Source organism: Arthrobacter sp. D1-29 (assembly GCF_054130585.1).
The window spans coordinates 1,631,939-1,657,459 of record NZ_CP096383.1 but is presented as its reverse complement, the minus strand read 5'-3'; the positions used below and the strand labels follow the sequence as shown (position 1 = coordinate 1,657,459).

At 64.8% G+C, this 25,521-nt stretch carries 23 protein-coding genes and 1 pseudogene; 5 read left to right on the top strand and 19 right to left on the bottom strand.

The features are described from left to right. Positions 1-16 precede the first annotated feature (16 nt). From M1E17_RS07675 to M1E17_RS07665, 3 genes are all read right to left on the bottom strand, one after another. Positions 17-1,414 carry a pyridoxal phosphate-dependent decarboxylase family protein gene (locus M1E17_RS07675; protein ID WP_457966577.1) on the bottom strand — a complete coding sequence of 466 codons (1,398 nt, stop codon included), beginning with the start codon at positions 1,412-1,414 and terminating at the stop codon, positions 17-19. Between the two features lie 100 nt (positions 1,415-1,514). Then, a complete protein-coding gene (locus M1E17_RS07670) occupies positions 1,515-2,309 on the bottom strand; it encodes a sulfite exporter TauE/SafE family protein (protein WP_457966576.1) in 795 nt (264 codons plus the stop codon). Between the two features lie 12 nt (positions 2,310-2,321). Further along, positions 2,322-4,133 (bottom strand): proline--tRNA ligase, encoded by a 1,812-nt coding sequence (locus tag M1E17_RS07665; RefSeq protein ID WP_457966575.1) that lies wholly within the window; start codon positions 4,131-4,133, stop codon positions 2,322-2,324. Between the two features lie 532 nt (positions 4,134-4,665). On the opposite strand from M1E17_RS07665, the gene M1E17_RS07660 reads away from it, so the two are divergent. From M1E17_RS07660 to M1E17_RS07650, 3 genes are read left to right on the top strand one after another with little or no spacing between them, the layout of a single operon-like run. Next, positions 4,666-5,517, top strand: a complete 852-nt coding sequence (locus M1E17_RS07660; RefSeq protein ID WP_457966573.1) for an ABC transporter ATP-binding protein — start codon at positions 4,666-4,668, stop codon at positions 5,515-5,517. Between the two features lie 8 nt (positions 5,518-5,525). Beyond that, complete coding sequence (locus M1E17_RS07655; RefSeq protein WP_457966571.1) at positions 5,526-6,269, top strand: ABC transporter permease; 744 nt, start codon at positions 5,526-5,528, stop codon at positions 6,267-6,269. Next, on the top strand, positions 6,266-7,063 hold the full coding sequence (locus tag M1E17_RS07650; RefSeq protein WP_457966569.1) for a TetR/AcrR family transcriptional regulator: 798 nt from the start codon (positions 6,266-6,268) through the stop codon (positions 7,061-7,063). Before M1E17_RS07655 ends, M1E17_RS07650 begins: the two co-directional genes overlap by 4 nt. On the opposite strand, the gene M1E17_RS07645 is transcribed toward M1E17_RS07650, so the two are convergent. The 9 genes from M1E17_RS07645 to M1E17_RS07605 all read right to left on the bottom strand — a co-directional run bounded on the left by M1E17_RS07645 (position 7,056) and on the right by M1E17_RS07605 (position 14,934). Next, positions 7,056-7,802: a hypothetical protein gene (locus M1E17_RS07645; RefSeq protein ID WP_457966567.1), complete on the bottom strand. Its 747-nt coding sequence runs from the start codon at positions 7,800-7,802 to the stop codon at positions 7,056-7,058. The two genes, M1E17_RS07650 and M1E17_RS07645, sit on opposite strands and share 8 nt — an antisense overlap. A gap of 40 nt (positions 7,803-7,842) precedes the next feature. Then, positions 7,843-8,733, bottom strand: coding sequence for a GNAT family N-acetyltransferase (locus M1E17_RS07640; protein ID WP_457967631.1), 891 nt, complete (start codon positions 8,731-8,733; stop codon positions 7,843-7,845). After that, positions 8,696-9,862, bottom strand: a complete 1,167-nt coding sequence (ispG, locus tag M1E17_RS07635) for a flavodoxin-dependent (E)-4-hydroxy-3-methylbut-2-enyl-diphosphate synthase (RefSeq protein WP_457966565.1) — start codon at positions 9,860-9,862, stop codon at positions 8,696-8,698. Before ispG ends, M1E17_RS07640 begins: the two co-directional genes overlap by 38 nt. A 49-nt stretch (positions 9,863-9,911) precedes the next feature. Then, on the bottom strand, positions 9,912-10,205 hold the full coding sequence (locus M1E17_RS07630) for a YciI family protein (protein WP_457966563.1): 294 nt from the start codon (positions 10,203-10,205) through the stop codon (positions 9,912-9,914). A gap of 56 nt (positions 10,206-10,261) precedes the next feature. Then, positions 10,262-10,777 (bottom strand): hypothetical protein, encoded by a 516-nt coding sequence (locus M1E17_RS07625; protein WP_457966561.1) that lies wholly within the window; start codon positions 10,775-10,777, stop codon positions 10,262-10,264. Next, positions 10,774-11,478: a MarR family transcriptional regulator gene (locus M1E17_RS07620; RefSeq protein WP_457966559.1), complete on the bottom strand. Its 705-nt coding sequence runs from the start codon at positions 11,476-11,478 to the stop codon at positions 10,774-10,776. The genes M1E17_RS07625 and M1E17_RS07620 overlap by 4 nt, the downstream gene beginning before the upstream one ends. 103 nt (positions 11,479-11,581) lie before the next feature. After that, the gene (locus M1E17_RS07615; RefSeq protein ID WP_457966557.1) at positions 11,582-12,913 is read right to left on the bottom strand and encodes a M50 family metallopeptidase; all 1,332 of its coding nucleotides are present in this window, start codon (positions 12,911-12,913) and stop codon (positions 11,582-11,584) included. A gap of 20 nt (positions 12,914-12,933) precedes the next feature. After that, positions 12,934-14,118: a 1-deoxy-D-xylulose-5-phosphate reductoisomerase gene (gene dxr, locus M1E17_RS07610; protein WP_457966555.1), complete on the bottom strand. Its 1,185-nt coding sequence runs from the start codon at positions 14,116-14,118 to the stop codon at positions 12,934-12,936. A gap of 72 nt (positions 14,119-14,190) precedes the next feature. After that, on the bottom strand, positions 14,191-14,934 hold the full coding sequence (locus M1E17_RS07605) for a sulfite exporter TauE/SafE family protein (protein WP_457966553.1): 744 nt from the start codon (positions 14,932-14,934) through the stop codon (positions 14,191-14,193). 49 nt (positions 14,935-14,983) lie between these two features. Between M1E17_RS07605 and M1E17_RS07600 the strand changes: the two genes are divergently transcribed. Then, positions 14,984-16,450, top strand: a complete 1,467-nt coding sequence (locus tag M1E17_RS07600) for a lipase maturation factor family protein (RefSeq protein WP_457967629.1) — start codon at positions 14,984-14,986, stop codon at positions 16,448-16,450. 56 nt (positions 16,451-16,506) lie between these two features. Here M1E17_RS07600 and M1E17_RS07595 read toward each other — a convergent pair whose 3' ends face one another. The 7 genes and pseudogenes from M1E17_RS07595 to M1E17_RS07565 form a co-directional block, all read right to left on the bottom strand. After that, positions 16,507-17,346 carry an HpcH/HpaI aldolase/citrate lyase family protein gene (locus tag M1E17_RS07595; RefSeq protein ID WP_457966551.1) on the bottom strand — a complete coding sequence of 280 codons (840 nt, stop codon included), beginning with the start codon at positions 17,344-17,346 and terminating at the stop codon, positions 16,507-16,509. Positions 17,347-17,462: 116 nt separating this feature from the next. Beyond that, positions 17,463-17,987 (bottom strand): annotated as a pseudogene (locus M1E17_RS07590) (MaoC family dehydratase); the annotation flags it as partial. Continuing rightward, on the bottom strand, positions 17,984-18,745 hold the full coding sequence (locus tag M1E17_RS07585; RefSeq protein WP_457966549.1) for a CoA transferase subunit B: 762 nt from the start codon (positions 18,743-18,745) through the stop codon (positions 17,984-17,986). The gene M1E17_RS07585 and the pseudogene M1E17_RS07590, both read right to left, overlap by 4 nt. Before the next feature lie 2 nt (positions 18,746-18,747). After that, positions 18,748-19,632, bottom strand: coding sequence for a CoA transferase subunit A (locus M1E17_RS07580; protein WP_457966548.1), 885 nt, complete (start codon positions 19,630-19,632; stop codon positions 18,748-18,750). Between the two features lie 20 nt (positions 19,633-19,652). Beyond that, positions 19,653-20,816: an acyl-CoA dehydrogenase family protein gene (locus M1E17_RS07575; protein ID WP_457966546.1), complete on the bottom strand. Its 1,164-nt coding sequence runs from the start codon at positions 20,814-20,816 to the stop codon at positions 19,653-19,655. Between the two features lie 2 nt (positions 20,817-20,818). Then, positions 20,819-23,065 carry an acetyl/propionyl/methylcrotonyl-CoA carboxylase subunit alpha gene (locus M1E17_RS07570; RefSeq protein ID WP_457966544.1) on the bottom strand — a complete coding sequence of 749 codons (2,247 nt, stop codon included), beginning with the start codon at positions 23,063-23,065 and terminating at the stop codon, positions 20,819-20,821. An 8-nt stretch (positions 23,066-23,073) separates the two neighbouring features. Beyond that, complete coding sequence (locus tag M1E17_RS07565) at positions 23,074-24,681, bottom strand: carboxyl transferase domain-containing protein (RefSeq protein ID WP_457966542.1); 1,608 nt, start codon at positions 24,679-24,681, stop codon at positions 23,074-23,076. 141 nt (positions 24,682-24,822) lie between these two features. Here M1E17_RS07565 and M1E17_RS07560 point away from each other — a divergent pair, with 141 nt between their 5' ends. Beyond that, complete coding sequence (locus M1E17_RS07560) at positions 24,823-25,500, top strand: SACE_7040 family transcriptional regulator (protein ID WP_457966540.1); 678 nt, start codon at positions 24,823-24,825, stop codon at positions 25,498-25,500. The last annotated feature ends 21 nt before the right edge of the window (positions 25,501-25,521 follow it).

Here is a 25,521-nt window from a genome sequence, read left to right as displayed (position 1 = left end):
AATCCCGCAGCAGCAGTCAGCCGGTTTGGGCATTGACAGCGGCGAAGGCCGAACTGACAGCGTCCACCGCAGTATCGACGTCGTTCATGTCTGTGCTCCAGTTGCTGACCGAGACGCGCAACACGTCCCGGCCCTGCCAGCGTGATCCGGACATCCAGACTTTTCCGTCCTGGATGACCCTGGCTGTCACCGCACGGGTGGTGGCGTCGTCCCCGAAGGCGAGGGAAACCTGGGTATAGTCCACCGGATTCAGCACTTCGATGCCATCCACTTCAATCAGCCGCTCCGCGATCAGTAACGCTGCCTGCGCCAGACCGCGGACCTGGTCAGACACACCGTCGCTGCCCAGGGAACGGAGGGCTGCCCACACGGGGACTCCGCGGCCACGCCGGGAAAGCTCGGGCGCTTTCTCGAAGGGATCGCCGGGGCCTTCTGCGTCGTGGACCAGATAGCTGGTGTGCAATCCCATGGCGCTGCGCAGTGCCCGGGAGTCCTTCACCACTGCGACGCCGCAGTCGTACGGCACATTGAGGGTCTTATGGGCATCGGTTCCCCAGGAGTCGGCCAGGTCCATGCCTGCTGTAAGGTGGGCGAATTCGGGAACTGCCGCGGCCCACAGTCCGAAAGCACCGTCGACATGAACCCAGGCCCCGTGCCTGTGGGCAACCTGGATGGCAGCGTCGAAGGGATCGAAGGCTCCTGAATGGAGGTTCCCTGCCTGGAGGCATACAAGGGCAGGGCCGGAACCCTCCGCGAGCAGCCTGTCCAGCTCGCCCGTAATCAGCCTCCCCTGCGCATCGACAGGGACTGCCGTGGGTTGGCCCAGGCCGAGGTAGCGCAGGCCCAGATCGATGGTTTCGTGGCGTTCCTGTCCGACGAAACACCTGATCCGCGGGCCGCCGGCCAGCCCGTTCCGGTCCATATCCCAGCCTGCATCTGCCATCAGCCGCCACCGTGCAGCTGCCATGCCGGTGAAGTTGGCCATGGTTGCGCCGGTGGTGAAGCCGACGTCGGACTCTTCCGGCAGCCGCAGGAGCTGGAGCAGCCAATGCCCGGCCGCTTCCTCAATCGCCGCGATCGCCGGCGTGGCATAGCGCAGGCCCGAATTCTGGTCCCACGCACTTACCAACCAGTCCGCGGCCAGGGCGGCGGGCAGGGTCCCGCCAATCACCCAGCCAAAGAAACGGCCCGAAGGCATGGCCATCAGGCCTGGATCAGCCTTGGCGGCCAAGTACTCCACCACGTCAACGGGCGGCATACCCTCGGCAAGAAGCGGGCCTCCGAAATCAGCAACAAGGTCATGTGCGGTCAACGTAGGACCGACATGCCTGTCGGGAAGGCTCTTAAGCCACTCCGCGGCGAGGCGCGCCGCTGCTGCCAATGCTTCCGAATAGGTTTCAGCGCCTGCGGACATACCAGCATGCTACGCCTGGCGTGGCGCCGGGACGAGCGTTTAACAGTTCCCCACACGGGCCTGAGGACGAGTCCACTGGGAAAGCCGTCCGCAGAAGGAGTCAGGCGAAGTTTTCCTGCCAGACGTCGTACCCCAATTTGAGGATCAGGGCGCTCACCACCAGCAGGAAGACAACACGGATGAACCCGCTGCCCTGCTTCACCGCAGCCCGTGCTCCAAGGTATCCGCCCGCCATGTTAGCGGCACCCAACACCAGTCCAACACCCCACAGGATGGAGCCGTGCGGCAGGAAAAACAGCAGCGCACCGGCGTTTGTGGCCATGTTCACGATCTTGGCTTTCGCGCTGGCTTCGAGGAAGGCGTAGCCCATGGCGGAGACCAGCGCGATGACCAGGAACGAACCGGTGCCGGGCCCGATCAGGCCGTCGTAAAATCCGATGGCGCCCCCGATCAGGCAGGCCACCACGTAGTGCCTGTGCCCGTTGTGCCGCAGCAGCGTGATGTCACCGACATTGGGCTTGAGGGCGGTAAAGAGCGCGACGGCGACCAGCGCCACCACGATAATGGGCTTGAAGACACTTGAAGGCAGGTTCGCCGCCAAGATAGCGCCTCCGAAGCTTCCGGCAAGGGCGATCAGAGCCATAGGGACGGCGGTCCAGAGGTCCGGCTTCACCCGTCCGTAAAAGGTGACGGCGCTGGTGGACGTCCCGAAGATCGACCCCATCTTGTTCGTGGCGAGGGCCTGGACAGGCGTGATGCCAGGCACCAGCAGGAGCGCCGGAAGCTGGATCAGGCCGCCGCCGCCCACCACGGCGTCCACCCAGCCGGCAGCGAATCCAGCCACCACAATCAGGATGAGAGTGGTGAGCTCGATCGACTCAAAACCCGAAATCACCGAAAGGTAAGGTCAGCTGTTGCGGACGGCATTGACCACATAGTCAACTGCCTTGTCCACTGCCACGTTTTCGGCGTCACCGCTGCGGCGGTCCTTGATCTCCACCACGCCGTCCACCAGGCCGCGCCCGACGGCCAGGATGGTGGGGACACCCACCAATTCGGCATCGCCGAATTTCACTCCCGGGGACACCTTGGGTCGGTCGTCGTAGATGACTTCCAGGCCGGCCGCTTCAAGATCCAGGGCCAGCTGCTCGGCCGTGGCGAAAATTTCCTCCCCGCGGCCAACTGCCACGATATGGACATCGGCCGGGGCGACGGCGCGCGGCCAGGCCAGGCCCTTTTCGTCGTGGTTGGATTCGGCCAGGGCAGCCACCGCCCGGGTGACCCCCACGCCGTAGGAACCCATGGTGACCACCACCTGCTTGCCGTTCTGGTCCAGGACCTTCAGCTCGAGGGCTTCGGCATATTTGCGCCCAAGCTGGAAAATGTGGCCCATCTCAATTCCACGCGCGATCTCCAGCGGGCCGGAGCCGTCCGGGGCGGGATCACCTTCGCGGACGTCGGTGCATTCGATGACGCCGTCCCAGGTGAAGTCGCGCCCCGCCACCAGGCCGTACACGTGCTTGCCCGCCTCGTTGGCTCCGGTGACCCAGGCAGTGCCGCTGACAACGCGGGGATCCACGAGGTAGAGGAGCTTGGTTGAGCTTTCGCTGCCCAGCAGGGGCTCCTCCAGCGTCAGGCCGGGGCCAAGGTAGCCCTTGACGATGAGGGGCTGCTTCTTGAGGTCTTCGTCGTTGGCTGCTTCGAGTCCGATCTCGCCTGCGATGGGCAGGAAGGAACCGATATTGGCTTCCACGCGCTTCAGGTCAACGCCCCGGTCACCGGGCAGGCCGATCACCACAAGCTGGCGTTCACCGGTGGGCAGGGTAACGGCGAGCACCACATTCTTGAGGGTGTCAGCGGCAGTCCAGGCGCCGCCGTCGGCCTCGCTGCGGGGAGCCAGTTCGTTGGAGGCGGCCACCAGTGTGTCGATGGTGGGCGTGTTCGGGGTATCCAGGACTTCCGCTGCCGGGGCATCGGTGAAGTCGATCCCGGCCGGGACAACGGTGGTGACGGCCTCGACGTTGGCGGCGTAGCCGCCTGCCGAGCGCACAAACGTATCTTCGCCGATCTCGGTGGGGTGCAGGAATTCCTCGCTCTTTGATCCGCCCATGGCTCCCGCGGTTGCCGTTACCGGAATGACCTCCAGGCCCAGGCGCTCGAAGATCCTCAGGTAGGCGCCGCGGTGAGCCATGTAGCTGGCGTCCAGGCCGGCGTCGTCCACATCAAAGGAATAGGAGTCCTTCATGATGAACTCGCGGCCGCGCAGGAGGCCCGCGCGGGGGCGCGCCTCGTCACGGTACTTGTTCTGGATCTGGTAGAGGCTCAGCGGCAGGTCCTTGTAGGACGAGTAGAGATCCTTGACCAGGAGGGTGAACATTTCCTCGTGCGTCGGAGCCAGCAGGTAGTCCGCGCCCTTGCGGTCCTGCAGGCGGAAGAGCCCTTCGCCGTACTCGGTCCAGCGGTTGGTGGCCTCATAGGGTTCACGCGGCAGCAGCGCCGGGAAGTGGACCTCCTGGGCGCCGATGGCATTCATCTCCTCGCGGACCACGGCCTCCACCTTCCGCAGGACACTGAGGCCCAGCGGCAGCCAGGTGTAGATTCCAGGGGCGGCGCGGCGGATATAGCCTGCCCGCACCAGGAGGCGGTGGCTGGCCACCTCGGCATCAACGGGATCTTCGCGAAGAGTGCGCAGGAAAAGCTGGGACAGTCTGAGGACCAAGGGTCTGTATCCGTTTCTGGGGAAATGCTGCTGGAAAGCAGAGGGGGCAAATCGTCTGCGTACTAATCTACCGGCAAGCACGGCCATTGGCCGCGGCGGTGGCGCTCCAGCCGGGACACACTGGGGCACCGACCCCAAAGGAGGGCCGCCAAAAGCAGAGCCGCCCCAAAAGCACGGCCGTCAAGAAGCAGAAGAGCCACGCCCGGGATGCAAAGCCCCTGGCCCCCCATAGGGCTGGTCATTGCATCCGGGCGTGACTCTGCGGCCGTTGACGCCTTTGACTACCGGAGAGGACCGCTGAGACCGCCCACTCCACTCCAGCGCAGCTAGATCGAACTTATGTGATAGCCGACACGTTGGCAAGCTTTTTTCCTCGTGTGAACCGTTGACCACCGGACGCCGGGGGCTTAGTTTTAATTCACCACTCGGTGAATTCTTCTAGGGTCCGTAAGCCTGCAGGGTCCGTAAGCTTGCAGGGTCCGGAGGCCCGCAAGGCTCCCGGGTCTGCATGGTTCCCAGAATCGAGGCGCTCATGTCACACTCAGCAGCAGCACCCGCCGTGGCGGAACACGGCCCGGCGGTGGTGGCACGCCACCTGCAGGTGACCAGGGGCAGGGTGCAAATTCTGCGGGGGCTGGATTTCTCCATTCCGCCGGGCCAGATCACGGGACTGCTGGGGCCATCCGGCAGCGGAAAGACAACCCTGATGCGGGCAATTGTCGGAGTCCAGCGGCTGACGTCGGGAACGGTCGAGGTCCTGGGCCTTCCCGCCGGGCATCCGACCCTGCGGCACAGCGTTGGCTATGTCACCCAGTCCCCCAGTGTCTACCCCGACCTGACCGTGGAGGCAAACGTCCGGTACTTCGGGGCCATGTACCGGAAAGGCCGGACCGATGCCGCAGCAGCAATTGCCGCCGTCGGACTGGAGCGGCAGGCCCGGCAGAAAACTGCTGACCTGTCCGGCGGAGAACTCAGCCGGGTGTCCCTCGCCTGCGCACTGGTCTCACATCCCAGGCTGCTGGTGCTGGACGAACCCACCGTCGGCCTTGACCCTGTGCTCCGGGCGGATCTTTGGGCCCGCTTCCGCGCCATGGCGCGGTCCGGAACAACACTGCTGGTCTCCAGCCATGTGATGGAGGAAGCGAGCCACTGTGCTTCGCTCCTGCTGTTGAGGGAGGGAGAGCTGCTTGCCCAGCTGACACCGCAGGAGCTGAGCCGGCGGGGCCGCAGCACGGACCTGGAAAAGGCCTTCCTCCAGGTCATCCGCGATGCAGGCAAAGCGCACGGCGCCGCGTCCGGTTCAGGTCACACGGCAGAAACCGGTCCGGTTCCGGACCTCCCGCCCGAAAGCGAAGCGACTCCCGAAAGCAGGGTTCGGTCATGAATGTGCTGATGATGTTAGCTACCACCCGCCGCGTCCTGGAACAGCTGCGCCACGACCACCGCAGCGTTGCCCTCATCCTGGTTGTTCCGGCACTGCTGCTGACGGCCGTCTATTTTCTCTTCGAGAATGAGACGCTGCCGCCGGGCATGCCGCGAACCTTTGACCGGGTAGGCCTGATGATGCTGGCCATCTTCCCGTTTGTGGTCATGTTCCTGGTCACGTCCATCACCATGCTTCGCGAGCGGACGTCCGGCACCCTGGAGCGGCTGCTGACCACACCCGTCCACAAGGCCGATCTGCTTTTCGGCTACGGGCTGGCCTTTTCCATCATGGCCGCCCTTCAGTCACTGGTTGCCACCGCAGTGTCCTACTGGGTCTTCGAGCTGGACATCCAGGGCAGCCCGGCGCTGGTGGTCGTCATCGCCGTGATCAACGCCGTCCTGGGCGTCGCCCTGGGACTGCTCTGTTCCGCCTTTGCCCGGACAGAATTCCAGGCCGTCCAGTTCATGCCAGTTGTGGTGGTGCCGCAAATTTTGCTCTGCGGGCTCTTTGTTGCCCGCGACCGGATGAACGAGGTCCTGGAAGCGATCTCAAACGTTCTTCCGCTGACGTTCTCAGTCGAAGCGCTGCAGGAGATCGCAGCCAACGCGGACGCCACCGACCGGCTGTGGCAGGACGCCGGGATCATGGTTGCCATCGTCCTTGGGGTGTTGATCCTTGCCTCGCTGACCTTGCGCAGGCGAACGGCATGACCGGGACGCCGCCCCTGACAAATCATCGGGCACATGGCGCAGGCCCACGGCGCAGCCAGGAAAAACCGGCCGACGGCGGCCCGGAGGCCGGTCCGGAACGCGGCCGGAAGGCCGGCCCGCACGCCAGCCAGCAAGCCGGTCCGGAGGCTGAAGGCCGGCGGGCCCACCCCGCGAGGAGGGGCCGGCGCGGTGGCGTGACGGCCTCCAGGGCCCACATCCTGAACACAGCCCGCAGGCTGTTCGCCGAGCACGGTTTCGAGGGCACCAGCCTGCGCCAGGTAGCCCGTGAGGCAGAAGTGGATCCGGCCATGATCCATCACTTCTTCAAGGGCAAGGACGAACTGTTTGCCCTCAGCGTCGCCCTTCCCGCCGACCGTGCAAAGGTGCTGGAAGGCGTGGACCGCCACGAACCCGGGCACCGGGCCGAAGCGATCGTCTGGGCCGTATTGCGGCTCTGGGAAAGCCCCGCCCAGCACAGCCTGGTGGCGTTCCTTCGCGGCACCATCGGTTCAAAGGCAAAGACGCTGCTGCTCAGGGAAATGGTGACCCGCACCATCCTGAGCAGGATTATGGCAGGCGTTCCCGGACCGCCCCAGGACGTCGCCCTGCGGGCAAACCTTGTGGCGACGCAAATGGTGGGTCTCATGCTGGTCCGCTACGTGGTGAGGCTGGAGCCCCTGGCCTCAGCCTCACCAGAGGACGTAGTGGCCCTCATCGCACCCAATATCCAGCACTATCTGACGGGCGAACTCACGGTGACGGAGCAGTCCCCTACTAAATCTGGCCCTACTTAATCTGGGCACCCGCCTGGTCCAACATTGCCCCCGTCCGGGACAACGCTCCTTCCTCGGTGGTCCCACCCGATGAAATCACGGTAACAAGCACGCCGTGGACTACAGCCTGCGCCGTGATCATTGACTGCTTCTGTCCATCAGGCAGCGTGCTGTCCGTGCGGTACGCGAGCGTTCCGGGAAGCGTGCCCACTCCATCGATCAGCGTCAGTGCGACGTCCACCTTTGTTCCTGCCATACCAATGGTCATGTTCGCGCATTTGGACAGTTCATCCGACTGGGCCATTGCCTGCGCCAGGTACGCGGGGTCCAGCCCCGAAGTCATGGCCACTGCTGTGGATGCTCCCTCAGCCGCGTCAAGGCTTGTCCCCATCGCAGCCGTAGCGCCGTCAACCGAAGGTGCAGCGCCGGAGATGGCCATTTCCTGGCACACTGCCGGCTCCACAGTCATGGTGGAGAGAAGGGTCTTGACCTGCTCGGCGGCTCCGGTCAGGTCAGTGCTGGACATCACCGCGAGCTTGACTCCCTTTGCATCCGTCAGCTGGCCCACCAAAGCGGCCAGTTCATCACTCGTATAGGACTTTGCCGGGGTTTTGGTGGGCGAAGGCGTCTCGCTCGGGGACGGCGTGGAGGAGTTGACTGCACTTTGCGGCCCGCTCTCGCCAGGTGCGCCGGCGCAGCCCGTCAGCCCTGCCGCTAGAAGTATTGACGCCGAGAATCCGAGCAGCGCTGACGTGTTCAAGTTGGTCCCCCAAAGTAAGAAAGGGGCAACACCTGCCCCGCTAAAAGAGAACTGTAGCGAATGTTCCGACTTCCCGGAATCCGACCCGCTGATATGAAGCCCTGGCGCGCGAGTTGAAGCCATTGACGTAAAGACTGGTGACCGGCGCAATTTTCCTGGCGTGCTCAACCACCGCAGCCATGTACCCTGCGCTCAGGCCCTGCCCGCGGTACAGGGGGTTCATCCACACGCCCTGGATCTGGGTGACGTCCGCAGTGACCGCTCCCAGCTCAGCTTTGAACACCACCTCCCCCGCAGGGTTGAGGTGAACGAGCGAATGGCCCTGCTTGATCAGGCCCTCCACACGCCGGCTGTAGAACTCCCGGCCGCCCAGGAACGGCGAATAGCCCACTTCCTCTTCGAACATGGCGGCGCAGGCAGGGAGGATGCGGTCAAAATCTGCCAGCCGGCCCAGCACGAGGTCCCTGTTGGGTTCCACCAGGGGAGGACCTGCCAGGGTCATGAGGGGCTGTTCCGCCCTGACCTCGTGCGCCAGGTGTCCCAGCTCCGCCAATTCTGCATACAGCGCCAGGACGGGCTCGGAAGGGCCAAAGGCCGAGGCATAACGGCGCCCGGACCTGTTGGCCGCGGCAGCCACCTGCCCGGCAAAGGCCGGGTCCAGCTGGATCGGGACCAGGTTGGCCCCAGTCCAGCAGGCACCCACCAGCACACCGTCGTCGAAGACGCCCAGAACAGCGGCTCCGCCGCTGGTGGGCGCAACGGTCCCTGCTGCCCGCAGGTGGGCGAGGATAAAGACGTTGGCTACCGGGTCCTGGAGGGCAAGGCTGCGCAGGGCGTTGGTGTCCGATCCGCCCAACGTGCGGACGGTAATGCCCTCATCTGGGGTTTCGTCCTTACGAGACGCTAACCACGGGGCTACCTTTGACAGCATCTTCGCCATCGGCCTCCCCCATCTCTTCCGCGATACGCATGGCCTCTTCGATCAGTGTCTCAACAATTTCGCTCTCAGGGACAGTCTTAATGACTTCGCCCTTCACAAAGATCTGCCCCTTGCCGTTCCCTGAAGCTACGCCGAGGTCAGCTTCGCGGGCTTCCCCGGGCCCGTTGACGACGCAACCCATCACCGCCACGCGCAGCGGGATCTCCATCCCCTCAAGGCCTGCCGTCACCTGCTCGGCCAGGGTGTAGACGTCCACCTGGGCGCGGCCGCAGGAGGGGCAGGAGACAATCTCCAGCTTGCGCGGACGCAGGTTCAGGGATTGGAGGATCTGGTTTCCCACCTTGATTTCCTCTACCGGAGGAGCCGAAAGTGAAACGCGGATGGTATCCCCGATGCCCTTGGAGAGAAGGGCACCGAAGGCTACGGCAGACTTGATGGTTCCCTGGAAAGCCGGCCCGGCTTCGGTGACACCGAGGTGCAGCGGCCAGTCACCCTGTTCTGCCAGCATTTCGTAGGCAGCCACCATGATGACGGGGTCGTTGTGCTTTACAGAGATTTTGAAGTCGTGGAAGCCGTGTTCCTCGAAGAGGGAAGCCTCCCAGACAGCAGATTCCACCAGGGCTTCGGGCGTGGCCTTGCCGTACTTTTTCATGATGCCGGGTTCAAGGGAACCGGCGTTGACACCAATTCGGATGGACGTGCCGTGGTCCTTGGCCGCCTTGGCGATTTCCTTGACCTGGTCATCGAACTTGCGGATATTGCCGGGGTTGACACGGACCGCGGCGCAGCCTGCTTCGATGGCCGCGAACACATACTTGGGCTGAAAGTGGATGTCAGCGATCACGGGGATCTGGGACTTGCGGGCGATGATGGGCAGTGCCTCGGCATCGTCGGCAGACGGGCAGGCCACCCGGACAATGTCACAGCCGGACGCGGTGAGTTCCGCGATCTGCTGGAGCGTGGCATTGATGTCCGTGGTGGGCGTGGTGGTCATCGACTGAACGCTGATGGGCGAGTCCGAGCCGACGCCCACCGAACCGACCTTGATCTGGCGCGTCTTGCGGCGGGGTGCAAGGACGGGCGGCGGTGCTGACGGCATTCCCAGGCTGACCGAGGTCACGTGGACTCCTTGGGTAGTGAAATGGTTCGGTGGTGTGGCGGGTCCGTGATCAGGACGTGTGGGCGGCCAGGATGCCGATCACGGGAGTCCATTCGGTGGTCCTGATGCCTGCGATGGTGCCTGCGGCGGCAAAGGGATCCTGTTTGAGCAGTTCGTTCAGCCGTGATTCGTCCTGGACCTTGAAGATCAGCAGTGCGCCTGCACCGTCACCGTAGGGTCCGCTGGTGAGCAGCCGGCCATCCTCGGCCAGATCTGAGAGCCACGCGCGGTGCGCGGGACGGTTTTCATCGCGGGCTGCGGTGGATTCGGGGGCGTAAACGTACTCAACGGCAAAAACAGTCATACCGCTACCCTATCGCCCTGGCTGCCTTCCTTCCCATCCGGCGAAGGGAACAGCACCTAGCCAAGAAACATCACCTTGACGGTGGCCGCGATTCCCGCAGCCCAGAGCATCGAGGTGAGCGTTCCGATGATAAAGCGTTCCGCAGCCACCGGGGTTTCCTTCAGCTCCGCGAACCTGCCCAGGCCCTTGATGGCCACGATATAGGCGATGGCCACGGGTTGACCGGTCAGGATGGCAAGGCATACGCCCAGCCGCTCCAGGACGCCGATGATGGCGCCGCCGCGCAGGATCCGCTGGCTGGGGGCGGGCTCAGTACCGGGAACGCCCGACGTCGGGTGCGCGGGTTCCGCCGTCAGCTCGCCGTCGACAGTCTGACCGGCGCCCGGAATCACGGTGTCCACCGTGACGTCGGCGGACGGATCCTCCGCCGCCCTCCTCGCTGCCTCGTCGCTTGCGGTAGCGGCATCGGCTTTGTCGTCGATGGTCCTGGCCAGCCGGAAGACGAGGGCTGTCACCGGCCAGCCGGCAAATCCTGCCACCAGTAAGGCAGCTGCAATCCAGAGTGCGTTCACCGGTCTCCCTTGTTAGGTGTTCCCTGTTTCCCGGCAGCCGGCGCTGCCAGGATCCGGGTATGGGCGTAGTCGAGCAGCATCGCCGCCGCGGGTCTGGCAGCCCATTCTTCCTGCCAGGCGGATCTGAGCACGGCGCGGCTCACCGACTGTTCTGTTATTCCCAGTTCTTTGGCCACCTGCTTTTGGCTGCCGTGCCTTTCGCCGCTGCCCTGGATACTCCGGAGCCGGTCCACAATTCTCCATTGGGCTTCGGTGCGTTCCTGGATGAGCCGGCCGATGAGGCGGAGGACTGCCTCGGCGTTGGCGCAGGTGTTGACTCCTTCCACTGCATGCCTGGGAATGTCCCTTCCACGCCCAATACTGCCGGACACCACTGACAATGGAACGTGGCCAGCGGCACTCTTGGCCTGCTCTACCGCATTCCGGGCAGCCACGAACCCGGTTCCCGTTCCTTCCCGGGGCCCGGCGCCGGGGGCAAGGTGTACCGTGCCTATTCCAATTCCGACGTACCAGTAGCCGCTGCGGAGAGCATGCAAAGCGATGTCTACGACTTCCGCGGCATGTTCCACCACGCCCTGGAGTTCATCGCCCACCGAGCGCTCGAAGCGGGCCGAACTCAAATCGATCAACTCTGAGATGAGCCCGGGGACCCGGTCAAGGTCCGTTCTGCTTCCGCGCTGGTCGATGGTCATGACGTACATGTATCAACCATAAACGTCTGATATCAGATAATCAATCATTTCTGGCTGAGTTTGCTAAGTAAGCCGGAAACGGCTGATGTAAGCCCGGGCGTTGGAAAGCGTCCTAGCCGAAGAGATTCACCGGTTTGACGATGTCTGCATAGATCAGGAGCGCACCCATGCCCATGAGCAATGCCGCCACAACATAGGTCACCGGAAGGAGCTTGGCAATATCAAACGCGCCTGGATCGGGCTTGCCGAAGAGCTTGGCCACGCGGCGGCGGGCACCTTCGTACAGCGCGCCCGCGACGTGGCCACCATCAAGGGGAAGCAACGGGATGAGATTGAACACTGCCAGCGCAAAGTTAAGCCCGGCCAGGAGCCCCACGAGGGCCGCCAGCCTGGACTGCACCGGCACTTCCTCCATGGCGGCTACCTCGCCGGCCACGCGTCCCACCCCCACCACACTAATGGGCCCATTCGGATCACGGGGCTCCTCGCTGAAGGCTGCTTTGGCCACCCCAGCCACCCGGGCCGGAAGGTTAAAGACAACGCCAGCCACCTGGCTGATGTTTTCTCCGGCCATGGGCAACACGGACGACGCCGGTTGGGGCACCAGTTCAGTCTGCGCGCCGATGCCCAGGAAGCCGACGTCCTGGTACAGCAGGTTTCCGGCGTCGTCCTTTGCCTGGCGGCCGTCCACACCCACGATGGGCCGGGCCGAGAGTACCGGTGTGATGGTAGTGGTGACCGGTGTGCCATCCCGTTCAACGGTGATGCTGACTTCCCTGCCGGCCGAAGCCCGGATCCATTCGGTCAGCTGCTCCCAGCCGGTCACGGCTTTTCCATCAAAGGACGTGACGACGTCGTTGGGTTTCAGTCCCGCCGCCGCGGCCGGGGTTGGCTGGCAGTCCGGGGAATCCGGATCCACTGTCTGGCCGGCTGCCACCTGGCATTTGGAGACGTCGGAGATGGTGGTGGTGGCTGTGGCGATGCCAAAACCCATCAGCAGAACGGCAGTGAGGACCAGTCCGATCAAGAGGTTCATGGCCGGGCCGCCCAGCATGACAATGATCTTTTTCCACACCGGCAGCCGGTAGAACACCCTGTTCCCGTCTCCGGGCCCCACCTCCTCATGGGCGAGGGATCGTGCCTCACTGGCAAGGGTCTGGAACATCCCGGTGCTTGAGGGGCGGACCGTTCCATCCTGGCTGTTGGGCGGGTACATGCCGATCATGGACACGTAACCGCCCAGCGGGATGGCTTTGAACCCGTACTCGGTTTCGCCTTTGCGCTTTGACCAGAGCGTGGGACCGAAGCCGATCATGTACTTGGTGACACGGACCTTGAACAGCTTGGCCGGAACCAGATGCCCTAATTCGTGCAGTGCAATGGACGCGGCTATGCCGATCGCCACAAAGACGACACCGAGGATAAAGAGGAGAACGGGGTTCATATGGGTGGTTCTGCTGCTTCCTAGAGGCTACTGACTGCTAAACGTTCATGGGCTCGGGCGCGTGCCCACCTCTCAGCATCCAACACTGACTCAACCGTCAGCCCGGAGGAACCTGAATGTTCGCTGAGTACGGAGTCGATCGTATCCACGATCTCCGTGAACCGGATCCGGCCGGCATGGAAGGCCGTCACCGCTTCCTCATTGGCGGCGTTGAACACAGCCGGGTAGGTACTCCCCTGCTTGGCGGCGTCCTTGGCCAGGGACACGGCCGGAAAGGCTCCAGTGTCCAGGGGCTCGAACGTCCAGCTCGTGGCCTGCGTCCAGTCACAGGGCGATGCGGCCTTGGGCACCCTGTCCGGCCAGCCAAGTCCCAGAGCGATCGGAAGCCGCATGTCCGGCGGCGAGGCCTGGGCGATGATGGAGCCGTCCACAAACTGGACCATGGAATGGACAACGGACTGCGGGTGCACCACTACATCGATCCGGTCCAGCGGGACGTCGAACAGCAGGTGCGCTTCAATCAGCTCAAGGCCCTTATTCACCAGGGTTGCCGAGTTGGTGGTCACCATCAGTCCCATGTCCCAGGTGGGGTGCGCGAGCGCTTCCAGGGGTGAGACGTGGTGGAGTTCTTCGCGGCTCCGGCCCCGGAATGGCCCGCCCGATGCTGTCAGGATCAGTTTTTCGACTTCTTCAGCCGAGCCCGAGCGCAGGCACTGGGCGATGGCTGAGTGCTCAGAATCCACCGGTACGATCTGGCCTTCCCGTGCAGATGCCTTGACCAGGGCGCCGCCCACAATGAGGGATTCCTTGTTGGCCAGGGCGAGCGTCGCACCCGACCTCAGTGCAGCCAGGGTGGGGGCAAGTCCGATGGAGCCGGTGATGCCGTTGAGCACCACGTCAGCTTCCACCTCGGCGATCCGGGTGGAAGCATCCGGACCGGCAATGATTTCCGGGCTGTACCCGGGCCGTCCCGCGGCCTGTGCCGCCGCGGCGATCAGCTCCCGCAGGCGCCGTTGATCCCCGGCAGCAATACCTACAGCATGGGCCCCGGTGTGGACGGCCTGCCGGGCCAGAAGCTCCAGGTTCCCTCCACCGGCGCTGAGCGCCACGACCTCAAAAAGGTGCGGGGCGCCGTCGACGACGTCAATCGCCTGGGTGCCAATGGAGCCGGTGGATCCGAGGAGGACGATTCTGCGTGGCTGCATTGGTTAAGTATCCCGCACCGGGCGGGGGTGCCTGGTCAGGCTGGGGGGCAGGGCAAGACCGGCCAGGGGTACTTAGGCTGCGGCCAGTTCCACAACACCCTTGACCAGGGTGGAGGCGGCTCCCAGATACGCGATGCCCACCACAATCCTGCGGACCGAGCCGGGACGCACCCGGCCCGAGAGCAGGTCGCCGGCGACGATGCCGGCCACCATCGCCGCCAGGATTCCCAACCACTGCCAGCCCTCAAGGGCGGGGACGTGCCCGCCGGACAGGACGTACTTGCTCACAAGGGAGCTCAAGCCGGTGGTCATGAAGTAGGGCTGAAGGGTGGCGCTGAAGCTCTTCTGGTCCCAGCGCGTGGCAATGGCATAGGCAGTGATGGCCGGTCCGCCCACACCGGCGGCGGCGTTCATGAGTCCGCTGGAGAATCCCAGCGACACCAAGGGAACCGGCCCCCGGGCGTGCCACGAACTGCGGGTCAGCCGCTGCGACGCCAGCAAAGCGATGAAGAGCAGCACACCGATGCAGATCTCCAGGGGCGCCTCGGGGACGTTGCTGGCCAGCCACGCCCCGGGCAGCACGCCTGCAACGGCCGCGAGCGCCAGGCGGAAGTATCGCTGCCAGTCCACAAACCGCCAGACCCGGGACAGGATCAGCAGGGAGGAGACAGCCCCGCAGAGGTTGATGATCAGCACGCCGTCAAACGGGCCCAGGAGCACCACCAGGACAGGGGACACGAGCAGGCCGAAGCCAAGACCCGCCAGGCGTTGCGCCAGGGCCCCTGCTACAACGGCGATGAGCACCAGAGCAAACATCACTCGATCCTAGTGGCGACGCCGGGATTGGCGGGCGTACCGTGGAATGGTGGACTGGGTTTCCTGGTTCGATGCGCCGGACTACGAATTCGCCCGGCAGGTGCTGCAGCGTGGCGTCGCGGCACTGTACTTTGTTGCGTTCCTGTCATCCCTCAACCAATTCCCGGCCCTCCTGGGCGAGCGGGGGCTTGTACCCGTTCCCGACTATTTGGAGAGATTTGGCACACGGGGGCGGCCTACCCTGTTCCGTTGGCGCTACTCAGACCGGTTGCTGCGTACAGTCTGCGCAACCGGCCTGGTGATCTCAGCACTGCTGGTGGCTGGACTTCCACAGCTGGGGCCACCCTGGTTGCCCCTGATTGCGTTCCTCTCGCTCTGGGTGCTGTACATGTCCATCGTGAACGTGGGGCAGACGTTCTACGGCTTCGGCTGGGAGATGCTGCTCCTGGAAGCAGGCTTCACCGTAGCCTTCCTGGGTTCGGACCAGACGGATCCGCCGCGCACCATCCTGATCCTGATTGCCTGGCTGGTGTTCCGGCTGGAGTTCGGCGCGGGAATGATCAAGATCCGTGGCGGCCAGGAGTGGCGGGACCTCACGGCCCTGTACTACCACCACGAGACCCAGCCGATGCCCGGGCCGTTGAGCCGGCAGGCGCACCTCCTGCCAAAGCCCTTCCATCGCCTGGAGGTCCTGGGCAACCACTTCGCCCAGCTGGTGGTGCCTTTCTTCCTTTTCGCCCCGCAGCCTCTCGCCAGCGCTGCCGCCGGGATCATCATCTTCACCCAGCTGTGGCTTGTAGCCAGCGGAAATTTCGCCTGGCTGAACTGGATTGCCATAGTGCTGGCCTTCGCAGCCGTCAGTGATCCGGTGGCCCATGCGGTATTTCCCGTCCTGCCCTTGGACTGGCATCCCGACAACGCGGGCCGGGAGACTCCCCTGTGGTGGCTCATCCTCACCCTGGCGGTAACGCTCCTGCTGGTGGTCCTCAGCTACTGGCCCGTGCGCAACCTGTTCTCCAGGCAGCAGCTGATGAATGCCAGCTTCAACCGCTGGCAACTCGTCAACACGTACGGCGCGTTTGGCACCGTCACGAAGCACCGGATCGAGATTGTGGTGGAAGGCACTTTGGACGAGGACCCGAACGACGGTGCGGAATGGCACGAGTACGGCTTCAAGGGAAAACCCGGGGACGTGCGCCGGCTGCCCCGGCAGTGGGCCCCGTACCACCTGCGCCTGGACTGGCTGATGTGGTTTCTGCCGCTCCGCACGGTCCACGAGGAATGGTTCTACGCCTTCCTCACCAGGCTGCTGGAAGCGGACCGGCAGACGCTGCGGCTGCTGCGGCACGATCCGTTCGACGGCGAACCGCCCCGGTGGGTACGCGCCCGCAGGTACCTCTACCGCTTCTCCACCCGGGCCGAGTTCCGTGAAACCGGCGAGCGCTGGGTACGGACTCCGCTCCCGCAAGCCATCCCCCCGCTCTCCCTCCGGCGCACACCCGGGCAAAAGAGGTAGGCGCGGCTGGAAGCAGGAGGTTTGTGGTGGTTGCGCTTGGGTCTGGGCCAGGTGAATCAGGCGTGGGCTCCGGCGCGGCGGATGGTGGCTTCCGCATGTTTGAGGATGGGGCCATCGATCATTTTGCCGTTGTATTGGAAGACCCCTGATCCCGCCGAGGCAGCCGCCTGCAGCAGGTTGGTGGCCGCCGCAACGTCGGCCTCGGAAGGGGCGTAGGCGCCCCTGACAACATTCGCCTGGGTGGGGTGGATGCAGGCCTTGGAGCTGAATCCTGAAGCCACAGCATCTGCCGCTTCAACTGCCAACCCGGCGAGGTCCGGAATATTGACGTACACGGCGTCCACTGCTTCCTTGCCAAGGGCCCGTGCGGCCAGCAGTACCGCGGAGCGGGCGTGCAGGGCGACGGCCCGGTAGCCGCCGTCGTCCTTCCGGCTGGAGGTCCCGCCCAGGGAGGCCAAAAGATCCTCCGCCCCCCACATCAGCGCCACAACATTGGGGGCAGCAGCGATGGCCGGGGCGTTCAGGACCCCGACGGCAGTCTCGCACAGGGCCACCACGTGGTAATCCCGGAGTGCTTCCAGCTGCGCGGCGCTCTCCGCCTTGGCCAGCATCACGGTCCGGTAGGGCGTGTGGGCCAGGCAGTGGAGGTCCTTTTCGAACTCTTCTGTGCCGGCCGGATTGATCCGGATGATGGTGCGGCTGGGATTCAGCTCGGGCACGTCGGCGCCCGCTCCCAGTTGGGCAAGGATGGCGCCGCGGGCCCTTTGCTTGTCAGCCGGGGCCACCGCATCTTCCAGATCAAGGATGACGGCATCCGCGCGTTCGGCGGCCTTCTGGTAGCGCTCGGGCCTGTCGGCCGGGCAGAACAGCAGGGCAGGTCCCATCACAAAGCTCATATGGACATTGTCCCCTTTTCGTCCCCCTGCTGACTCCCCTTTTCGGGAGCCTTTTGGTCCCCCTTTGGAGGCTCCTCGCGGCGCTCCTGCAGGCGCTCCTGCAGGCGCTCCTGCTGGCTGGCGCCGTGGGCTTCCCGCATCCACATCAGGCAGCTCCGCGTAGCCAGGGCCACCGGCGTTCCGTCCTGGTTCCTGCCTGTGTGCATCATGGTGACAATGCCTTGTCCGGGCCGTGATTCCGAAGCCCGCTTGAGGATAATCACCGTCTCCGTATAGAGCGTATCGCCGTGATAGAGCGGGTTCGGGAAGGAGACATCGGTCAGTCCCAGCTGGGCAATGATGGTGCCCTGGGTCAGCTGGGAAACAGACTGGCCTACCATCGTGGCCAGGGTGAACATGGAGTTGACCAGCCGCTGGCCGAACGGTTGGCCGGCGCTCCAGGCGGCGTCAAGGTGCAGGGCCTGGGTGTTCATGGTGAGGGTGGTGAACAGGACGTTGTCTGCTTCCGTCACCGTCCGGCCAGGCCGGTGGGCGTACACCACGCCTTCCTCGATTTCATCGAAGTAGAGGCCGCGCTGCTGGATCACGCGCGCGTCAGAGCCGCCGGCCGTGTAGGGGTCCGGCCCTGAAGTATCGCTCATACGGTCAGTTCCCGGTCCTCTTCAAAAAGCTCTGCGCCGGTCGCAGCTGCCACGTCCTCAAGGGAAACATTGGGCGCCAGTTCGCGAAGCACCAGCCGGGGCCCGCCTCCCTCATTCACGACGTCGATCACGGCCAGATCGGTGATAATCCGGTCCACGCACGCTTTTCCCGTCAGCGGCAGCGTGCACTGCTGCACGATCTTGGGCCTGCCGCTGCGGTCCACGTGCTCCATCATCACGATCACTTTCTTGGCACCGAACACCAGATCCATGGCACCCCCCATGCCCTTGACCATTTTTCCCGGGATCATCCAGTTGGCCAGGTCCCCGTTGGCGGCCACCTCCATGGCGCCCAGCACGGCCACGTCCACGTGGCCGCCGCGGATCATGCCGAAGGACGACGCTGAGTCAAAGAAAGCTGCACCCGGCTTAACCGTGACTGTTTCCTTGCCTGCGTTGATCAGGTCCGGGTCAACCTGGTCCTCCGCGGGATATGGACCGACGCCGAGGATCCCGTTTTCTGAGTGCAGCACCACTTCCACACCGGCCGGAATGTAGTTGGGAATGAGCGTGGGCATGCCGATGCCGAGGTTGACGTACTGGCCGTTGCTGAGTTCCTGTGCGACGCGGGCCGCGAGCTGGTTCCGCGTCCAGCCCTTAGTATCGGCAGCAGTTTCGTCCTGCTGCGCGGCAGCGGACCGCCGGTATTCGGGGCGGACGCCTTCGGGACGGGGAGCCTGCGGGCTGTTCGGATCCATGGCTACGCTCCTTGCAGTGGTGTCTGTTGTGGCTGCTGCTGCTTCTGTCCCGGTTCTGCCTGTTGCTGCTGTTGCTGTCCCGGTTCTGCCTGGGCTGGTCCTGATCCTGACGCGCCGGGACCGTATCCGGACGGGGCAGTCAGCGCCACGGTCCGCTTTTCAATGCGCTTCTCAACGCCAGGCACCAGAACCACGCGCTGGACGAAAATGCCGGGCGTGTGGACGTGCTCGGGGTCCAGTTCTCCGGGTTCCACGAGTTCCTCCACCTCGGCAATGGTGATCCGGCCCGCCATGGCACACAGCGGATTGAAGTTCATGGCCGTGGCGTGGAAGACCAGGTTCCCGTGGCGGTCCCCCTTCCAGGCGTGGACCAGGCCGAAGTCGGGCGTGAGTGACTCCTCCAGGACGTAATCGACGTCGTCGAAGGTGCGCACTTCCTTGGCAGCGGACGCAACGGAGATGCCGCCGTCGGCGTCGTATTTCTGCGGCAGCCCGCCGTCGGACACCTGGGTGCCGACTCCCGCCTTGGTGTAGAAGGCCGGGATGCCGGCGCCGCCGGCCCGGAGTTTTTCAGCAAGGGTTCCCTGCGGCGTCAGCACCACCTCCAACTCACCGGCAAGGAACTGGCGGGCAAACTCCTTGTTTTCACCCACATAGGAGCTGATGGTGCGGCGGATCCTGCCGTCGCGGAGCAGGATGCCAAGCCCCCAGTCGTCCACCCCGCAGTTGTTGCTTACCGTTTCCAGGTCCGTGGTGCCGCGGCGGTGGAGGGCATCGATCAGGGCCACCGGAATGCCGCACAGGCCGAACCCGCCCACGGCCAGGGACGCGCCGTCGGGGATATCCGCAACTGCTTCCTCCGCGCTGGCAACAACCTTGTTAATCATCGGTGATCCTTTCAGGCCGGCTACAGTCCCAGTTCGCGGGCGATCAGCATCAGCTGGACTTCCGTGGTGCCCTCCCCCACTTCAAGGATCTTGGAGTCGCGGTAGTGGCGTGCCACGGTGAACTCGTTGATGAAGCCATAGCCGCCGAACACCTGGGTGGCATCCCGCGCGTTGTCCATGGCTGCCTCGCCTGCGACCATCTTAGCGATGGCCGCCTCCGTCTTGAACGGCTTACCCGCCAGCATCCTCGCGGCCGCGTCGTAGTAGGCCAGCCGGGCTGTGTGGGCCCTGGCCTGCATCCGGGCGATCTTGAACGAGATGGCCTGGTACTTGCCGATGTGGTGCCCAAAAGCGCTGCGTTCCTTGGCATATTTGACCGACAGGTCAACGCAGCCCTGCGCCGCCCCGGTGGCCAGCGCGGCGATCGCGATCCGGCCCTCGTCCAGGATGGACAGGAAGTTCGCGTAGCCGCGGCCCTCCGCCCCAAGCAGGTTTTCTTCCGGAACGCGGACATCCTTCAGCGTCAGCGGGTGCGTGTCCGAGGCGTTCCAGCCCACCTTGTTGTACGGCTTCTCGGCCTTGAACCCGGGCGTGTCCGTGGGCACCAGGATGGTGGAGATCTCCTTCTTGACGCTCCCGTCCTTGCGTTCCTTCTGGCCGGTCACGGCCGTGACTGTCACCAGGCGGGTGATGTCCGTCCCGGAATTGGTGATGAACTCCTTGTTCCCGTTGATCACCCACTGTCCGCCCTCGCGCCGGGCGTGGGTCTTGGTGCCGCCTGCGTCGGACCCGGCTTCCGGTTCCGTCAGCCCGAAGCCGGCGAGCGCCTGCCCCGATGCCAAGATGGGCAGCCATTCCTCCTTCTGGGCGTCAGTACCGAAGCGGTACACGGGCATGGCTCCCAGGGAGACACCGGCTTCCAGGGTGATGGCCACGGACTGGTCCACCCTGCCCAGCTGCTCCAGCGCCAGGGCGAGGGCAAAGTAGTCCCCGCCCATCCCGCCGAACTCCTCCGGGAAAGGCAATCCGAACAGGCCCATCTCGGCCATCTGCTTCACCACTTCATAGGGAAAGCTGTGCTCCTCGTCGTGTTTTGCCGATACCGGGGCCACTACCGTGTCCGCGAAGTCCCGGACGGTGTCGCTGAGGTCCTGGTACTCCTCGCTGAGTTCAAAATTTGTCATGTCTAGGCTCCCTTGCCAGTAATCATGGAATCGTGATGGGTTTGCCCCGGGGCCGGCGGTGGCTCAATCTCCTGCTCGGGGTCCGGGTGGATGGTGGCGAGGACCTGGTCCACCTTCACCAGGTCGCCCGGGCCCACGCCGAGGTGGACAGTGCCCGCCAGCGGCGCCAGCAGTTGGTGCTCCATCTTCATGGCTTCCACCGAGAGCAGCACCTGGCCGGTCTCCACGTGTTCTCCCTCGCCGACGGAAACGGACACCACGGTGCCAGGCATCGGGGAGCGCACGGCCGGATCCGCGGCGCCTTCCTGGCGTTGGATGGCCGCGAGCACCCGGGCGAGCCGCGACTCCCGGGTCAGGACCTCCAGGCGGCACGACCAGCCGCCGTTTCCCAGGAAGAGTTCGGTGGGCCGGGCAGGAGCGGGCGTGTCCCACGTGGGAGTTACCGGACCCCGGTAGGCCGGCGCGAGCGAGTACAGCGCCGTCTCCCCCGCAAGGGTCAGCACCGCTTCCCGGCGGGAGCGGAACTCCAGTGATGCTTCGCGCTCCGGCCCGTTGTCCACGGTGACCATGACTGGCCCATCCAGCACCCGGCCGCCGGATACGCGCACTGTTGCGGCACCGCCGTCGGGCGTTCCGAGGCTGATCGGCCGGGGCGCCGGCGCGCCCAGGCGCCAGCCGTTGCGGGTATGCCAAAGATCCGATGGAGATTGGCCCGTGTCCTCTTCTTCCTTCGCCATGGCGTAAAGGGCCGCGGCCACCAGTTCGGCGTCGTTCACCCGCCGAAAGGTGAAGCCCGGCAGCTTGCGCTCGATCAGGCCGGTGTCCAGGTGCCCGGCGCGGACGTCGTCATCGTTGATCAGGAGCCGGAGGTATTCAAGGTTTGTCTCCAGCCCGAGCGCCGTATAGCCGGCAAGTGCTCCATCCAGCGTGTCCAGGGCGGCCGTCCGGTCCCCGCCCCAGGCCACCACTTTGGACATCATGGGATCGTAGTTCGACGAGATTTCCAGGCCCTCGCGCAGGGAGGAATCCACCCGGACGCGGCCCTGGGCGGTAGCCACTTCCGTCCGGGCCGGGGCGCCAGAGCGCTGCGGCCGGGCCGGCAGTTCGTCCAGCAGCAGGACGGTGCCGGTGGAGGGCAGGAAGTTACGTTCGGGGATTTCGGCGTAGACGCGGGCTTCGACGGCGTGGCCGGTGAGTTCGACGTCGGCCTGGGCTACGGTGAGCATCTCACCGGCGGCGATCCGGACCTGCCACTCGACCAGGTCCACGCCGGTGACCATTTCGGTGACGGGGTGTTCGACCTGAAGGCGGGTGTTCATCTCCATAAAGAAGAACTCGTCCGGGGCCTCGTCGGAGACCAGGAACTCCACCGTGCCGGCGCCGCTGTAGTTCACGCTTCGGGCCGCCTGGCAGGCAGCCAAACCGATCCGTTCCCGCACCGCGGCGCCGTCGGGAAGGGATTCCAGCAGCGGCGACGGTGCCTCCTCGATGACCTTTTGGTGCCGGCGCTGCAGCGAGCACTCACGCTCCCCCAGATGGATCACGTTGCCGTGGTTGTCCGCCAGGACCTGGACCTCGATATGCCGCGGCGTCCGGATCAGCCGCTCCAGGAACAGCGTGTCGTCCCCGAACGCACTCGCGGCCACGCGCCGTGCAGTAGCCAGCGTTGCTGCCAGCTCCTCTTGCCGCTCCACAACATGCATGCCTTTCCCGCCGCCGCCCGCGGACGGCTTGATCAGCAGGGGGAACCCGACGGCGTCCGCGGCCTCGACCAGTTGGGCGTCGGTCATGCCCGGTTTGGCGATTCCCGGAACCACGGGGACGCCGTAGCCGGACACGTGGTTCTTGGACCGGATCTTGTCCCCCATCACGTTCAGGGACTCCACCCCAGGCCCGATGAACGTGATGCCCGCGGCTTCAAGGGCACGCGCGAAGTCGACATTCTCACTCAGGAACCCGTACCCGGGGTGGACCGCCTCCGCACCGGTCTCCCGGCACGCCTGGATGATGGCCTCGATCTTCAGGTAGCTCTCGGCCGCTGCGGCCGGACCGATCCGGACAGCAACGTCGGCATCGCGCACGTGCCGGGCACCGGCGTCGGCATCGCTGTAAACCGCCACAGAGCGGATCCCCAGGGCACGCAGGGTCCGGATCACCCGGCAGGCGATCTCGCCCCGGTTCGCCACCAGGACGGTATCGAACAGAGCCTGCTTCACGGCCGGTTGAGTCAGTTGGGGTGCTTCAGTCATTGCTGGGTTCACATCCTGAAGAGGCCGAAGGAGGTTTCCGGCAGCGGGGTGCGGGAGACGACGTCAAGCGCCAGACCCAGCACGGTACGGGTATCGGCCGGGTCAATCACGCCATCGTCCCAGAGGCGGGCGGTGGAGTAGTACGGGCTGCCCTGGTCCTCGTACTGCTGCCGGATCGGAGCCTTAAACGCCTCCTCATCCGCCTCGGACCAGTCCTGCCCGGCAGCCTCATACTGGTCCCGCTTCACCGTGGCAAGCACACTGGAGGCCTGGTTCCCGCCCATCACCGAGATCCGCGACGCCGGCCACATCCACAAAAACCGCGGCGAATACGCCCGCCCGCACATCGAATAATTCCCGGCACCGAAGGACCCGCCGATCACCACCGTCAGCTTAGGCACCCGCGCCGTGGCCACCGCCGTGACCATCTTCGCTCCGTTCTTCGCGATCCCGCCCTGCTCCGAATCCCGGCCCACCATAAAACCGGAGATGTTCTGCAAGAACACCAGCGGGATCCCGCGCTGGTCACACAGCTCAATGAAATGCGCGCCCTTCAACGACGACTCACTGAAAAGCACCCCGTTATTGGCCACAATCCCCACCGGATGCCCATGCAGTCTCGCAAAGCCCGTCACCAGGGTGGTGCCGTACTCCTTCTTGAACTCATGGAACCTGCTGCCGTCCACCAGCCGGGCAATCACTTCGTGGACGTCATACGGGGCGTTAACATCCGTAGGCACCACCCCGTAGAGTCCTTCCGGATCCGCCGCGGGCTCAACGGAAGCCTCCACGTCCCACGCCGGGGCCGCCGGCTTCGGCAGTGTGGCCACAATGTCACGGACAATCTGGAGCGCGTGCTCGTCGTTCTCCGCCAAGTGATCCGTCACCCCGGAAACCCGCGAATGAACCTCCCCGCCACCAAGCTCCTCCGCGGTCACGATCTCCCCGATCGCCGCCTTCACCAGCGGCGGCCCACCCAGGAAAATAGTCCCCTGGTTCCGCACGATCACCGTCTCATCACTCATCGCCGGCACATACGCACCCCCGGCAGTGCAGGACCCCATCACCGACGCGATCTGCGGGATCTTGGCGGCGGACAGCCTGGCCTGGTTGTAGAAGATCCGGCCGAAATGCTCCTTATCCGGAAACACCTCATCCTGCTTCGGCAAAAACGCCCCGCCGGAGTCCACCAGATAGATGCACGGCAGCCGGTTTTCGAGGGCGATCTCCTGGGCCCGGAGGTGCTTCTTGACCGTCATGGGATAGTAGGTGCCGCCCTTGACCGTGGCGTCATTGGAAACCACCAGCACCTGCCGGCCATGCACCAAACCAATCCCGGCAATGACCCCGGCCCCCGGCGACTCATTGTCATACATGCCGTTGGCCGCAAGCGGGGCAATCTCCAAAAACGGGCTGCCATCATCCAGCAACTGGTCGATCCGTTCACGCGGCAACAACTTGCCCCTGGCCACATGCCGCTCACGCGACTTCTCTGGACCACCCAACGCCGTTTGGGCCAGCGTGTCCCGCAGTTCGGCAGCGAGCGCGGCCTGGGCGGCATGGTTGGCGGCAAACGTTTCACTGCTGGCATCTAGCCGGCTGACGAGGGTCTCCATCGACGGGTCCGTTCCTGTTTTCGCAGCGCCCACAAGCAGACTGGGTTAGTGTTTCGTAACTGAGATTTAGGTTAGTCTGTATTAACTGTGATGTCCAACACAGGGCGGCCTTGCTAGAATTTCCAGGTCCGAGGAGGAAATGTGCCCACCACACAGGCCGCGCAATCTGTCCAGCTCACCCCGTCAAAGCAGCGCAGCCAGGCCAGCCAGCGCACCCAGGCCACCCAGCGGAGCCAGGCCAAGGAAAACCGGCGGCAGGCCCTGCTTTCCGCTGCCGCGTCCCTTTTTGCGCTGAACGGCTACAACCGAGTCTCCCTGGAGGACCTTGGTGCTGCGGCGGGGGTCAGCGGTCCGGCGGTGTACCGCCACTTCACCGGCAAGCAGGCAGTCCTGGGTGACCTGCTCCTTACTGTCAGCCGTGACCTCCTCGACGGCGGCCGGCATGTGCTGGCCGAGACCACGGATCCGCTGGCCGCCTTGGGCCGCCTGGTGGCCTTCCAGGTGGACTTTGCGCTGGGCAAGCCTGACGTCATCCGAGTCCAGGACCGGGACTTCAGCAGCCTCACCGAGCAGGACCAGGCGGAGGTCCGGGCCCTGCAGCGCAGCTACGTTGAGCTCTGGGTTGAGGTGCTCGCCGCGCTGCACCCCTCCACTGATGCCGCGGAGCTGCGGATGCGGGCCCATGCCACCTTCGGCCTCATCAACTCCACGCCGCACTCTGTTCGCAGCCACGGACGCCGGGTGGCCCCCAAGACCGCCCGCCCGCTCCTGGAGGGCATGGCACTGGCGGCTCTGACCGCGGACGTCCGGACTAACTAGGGGCTAGGACGGCTCTGGCCC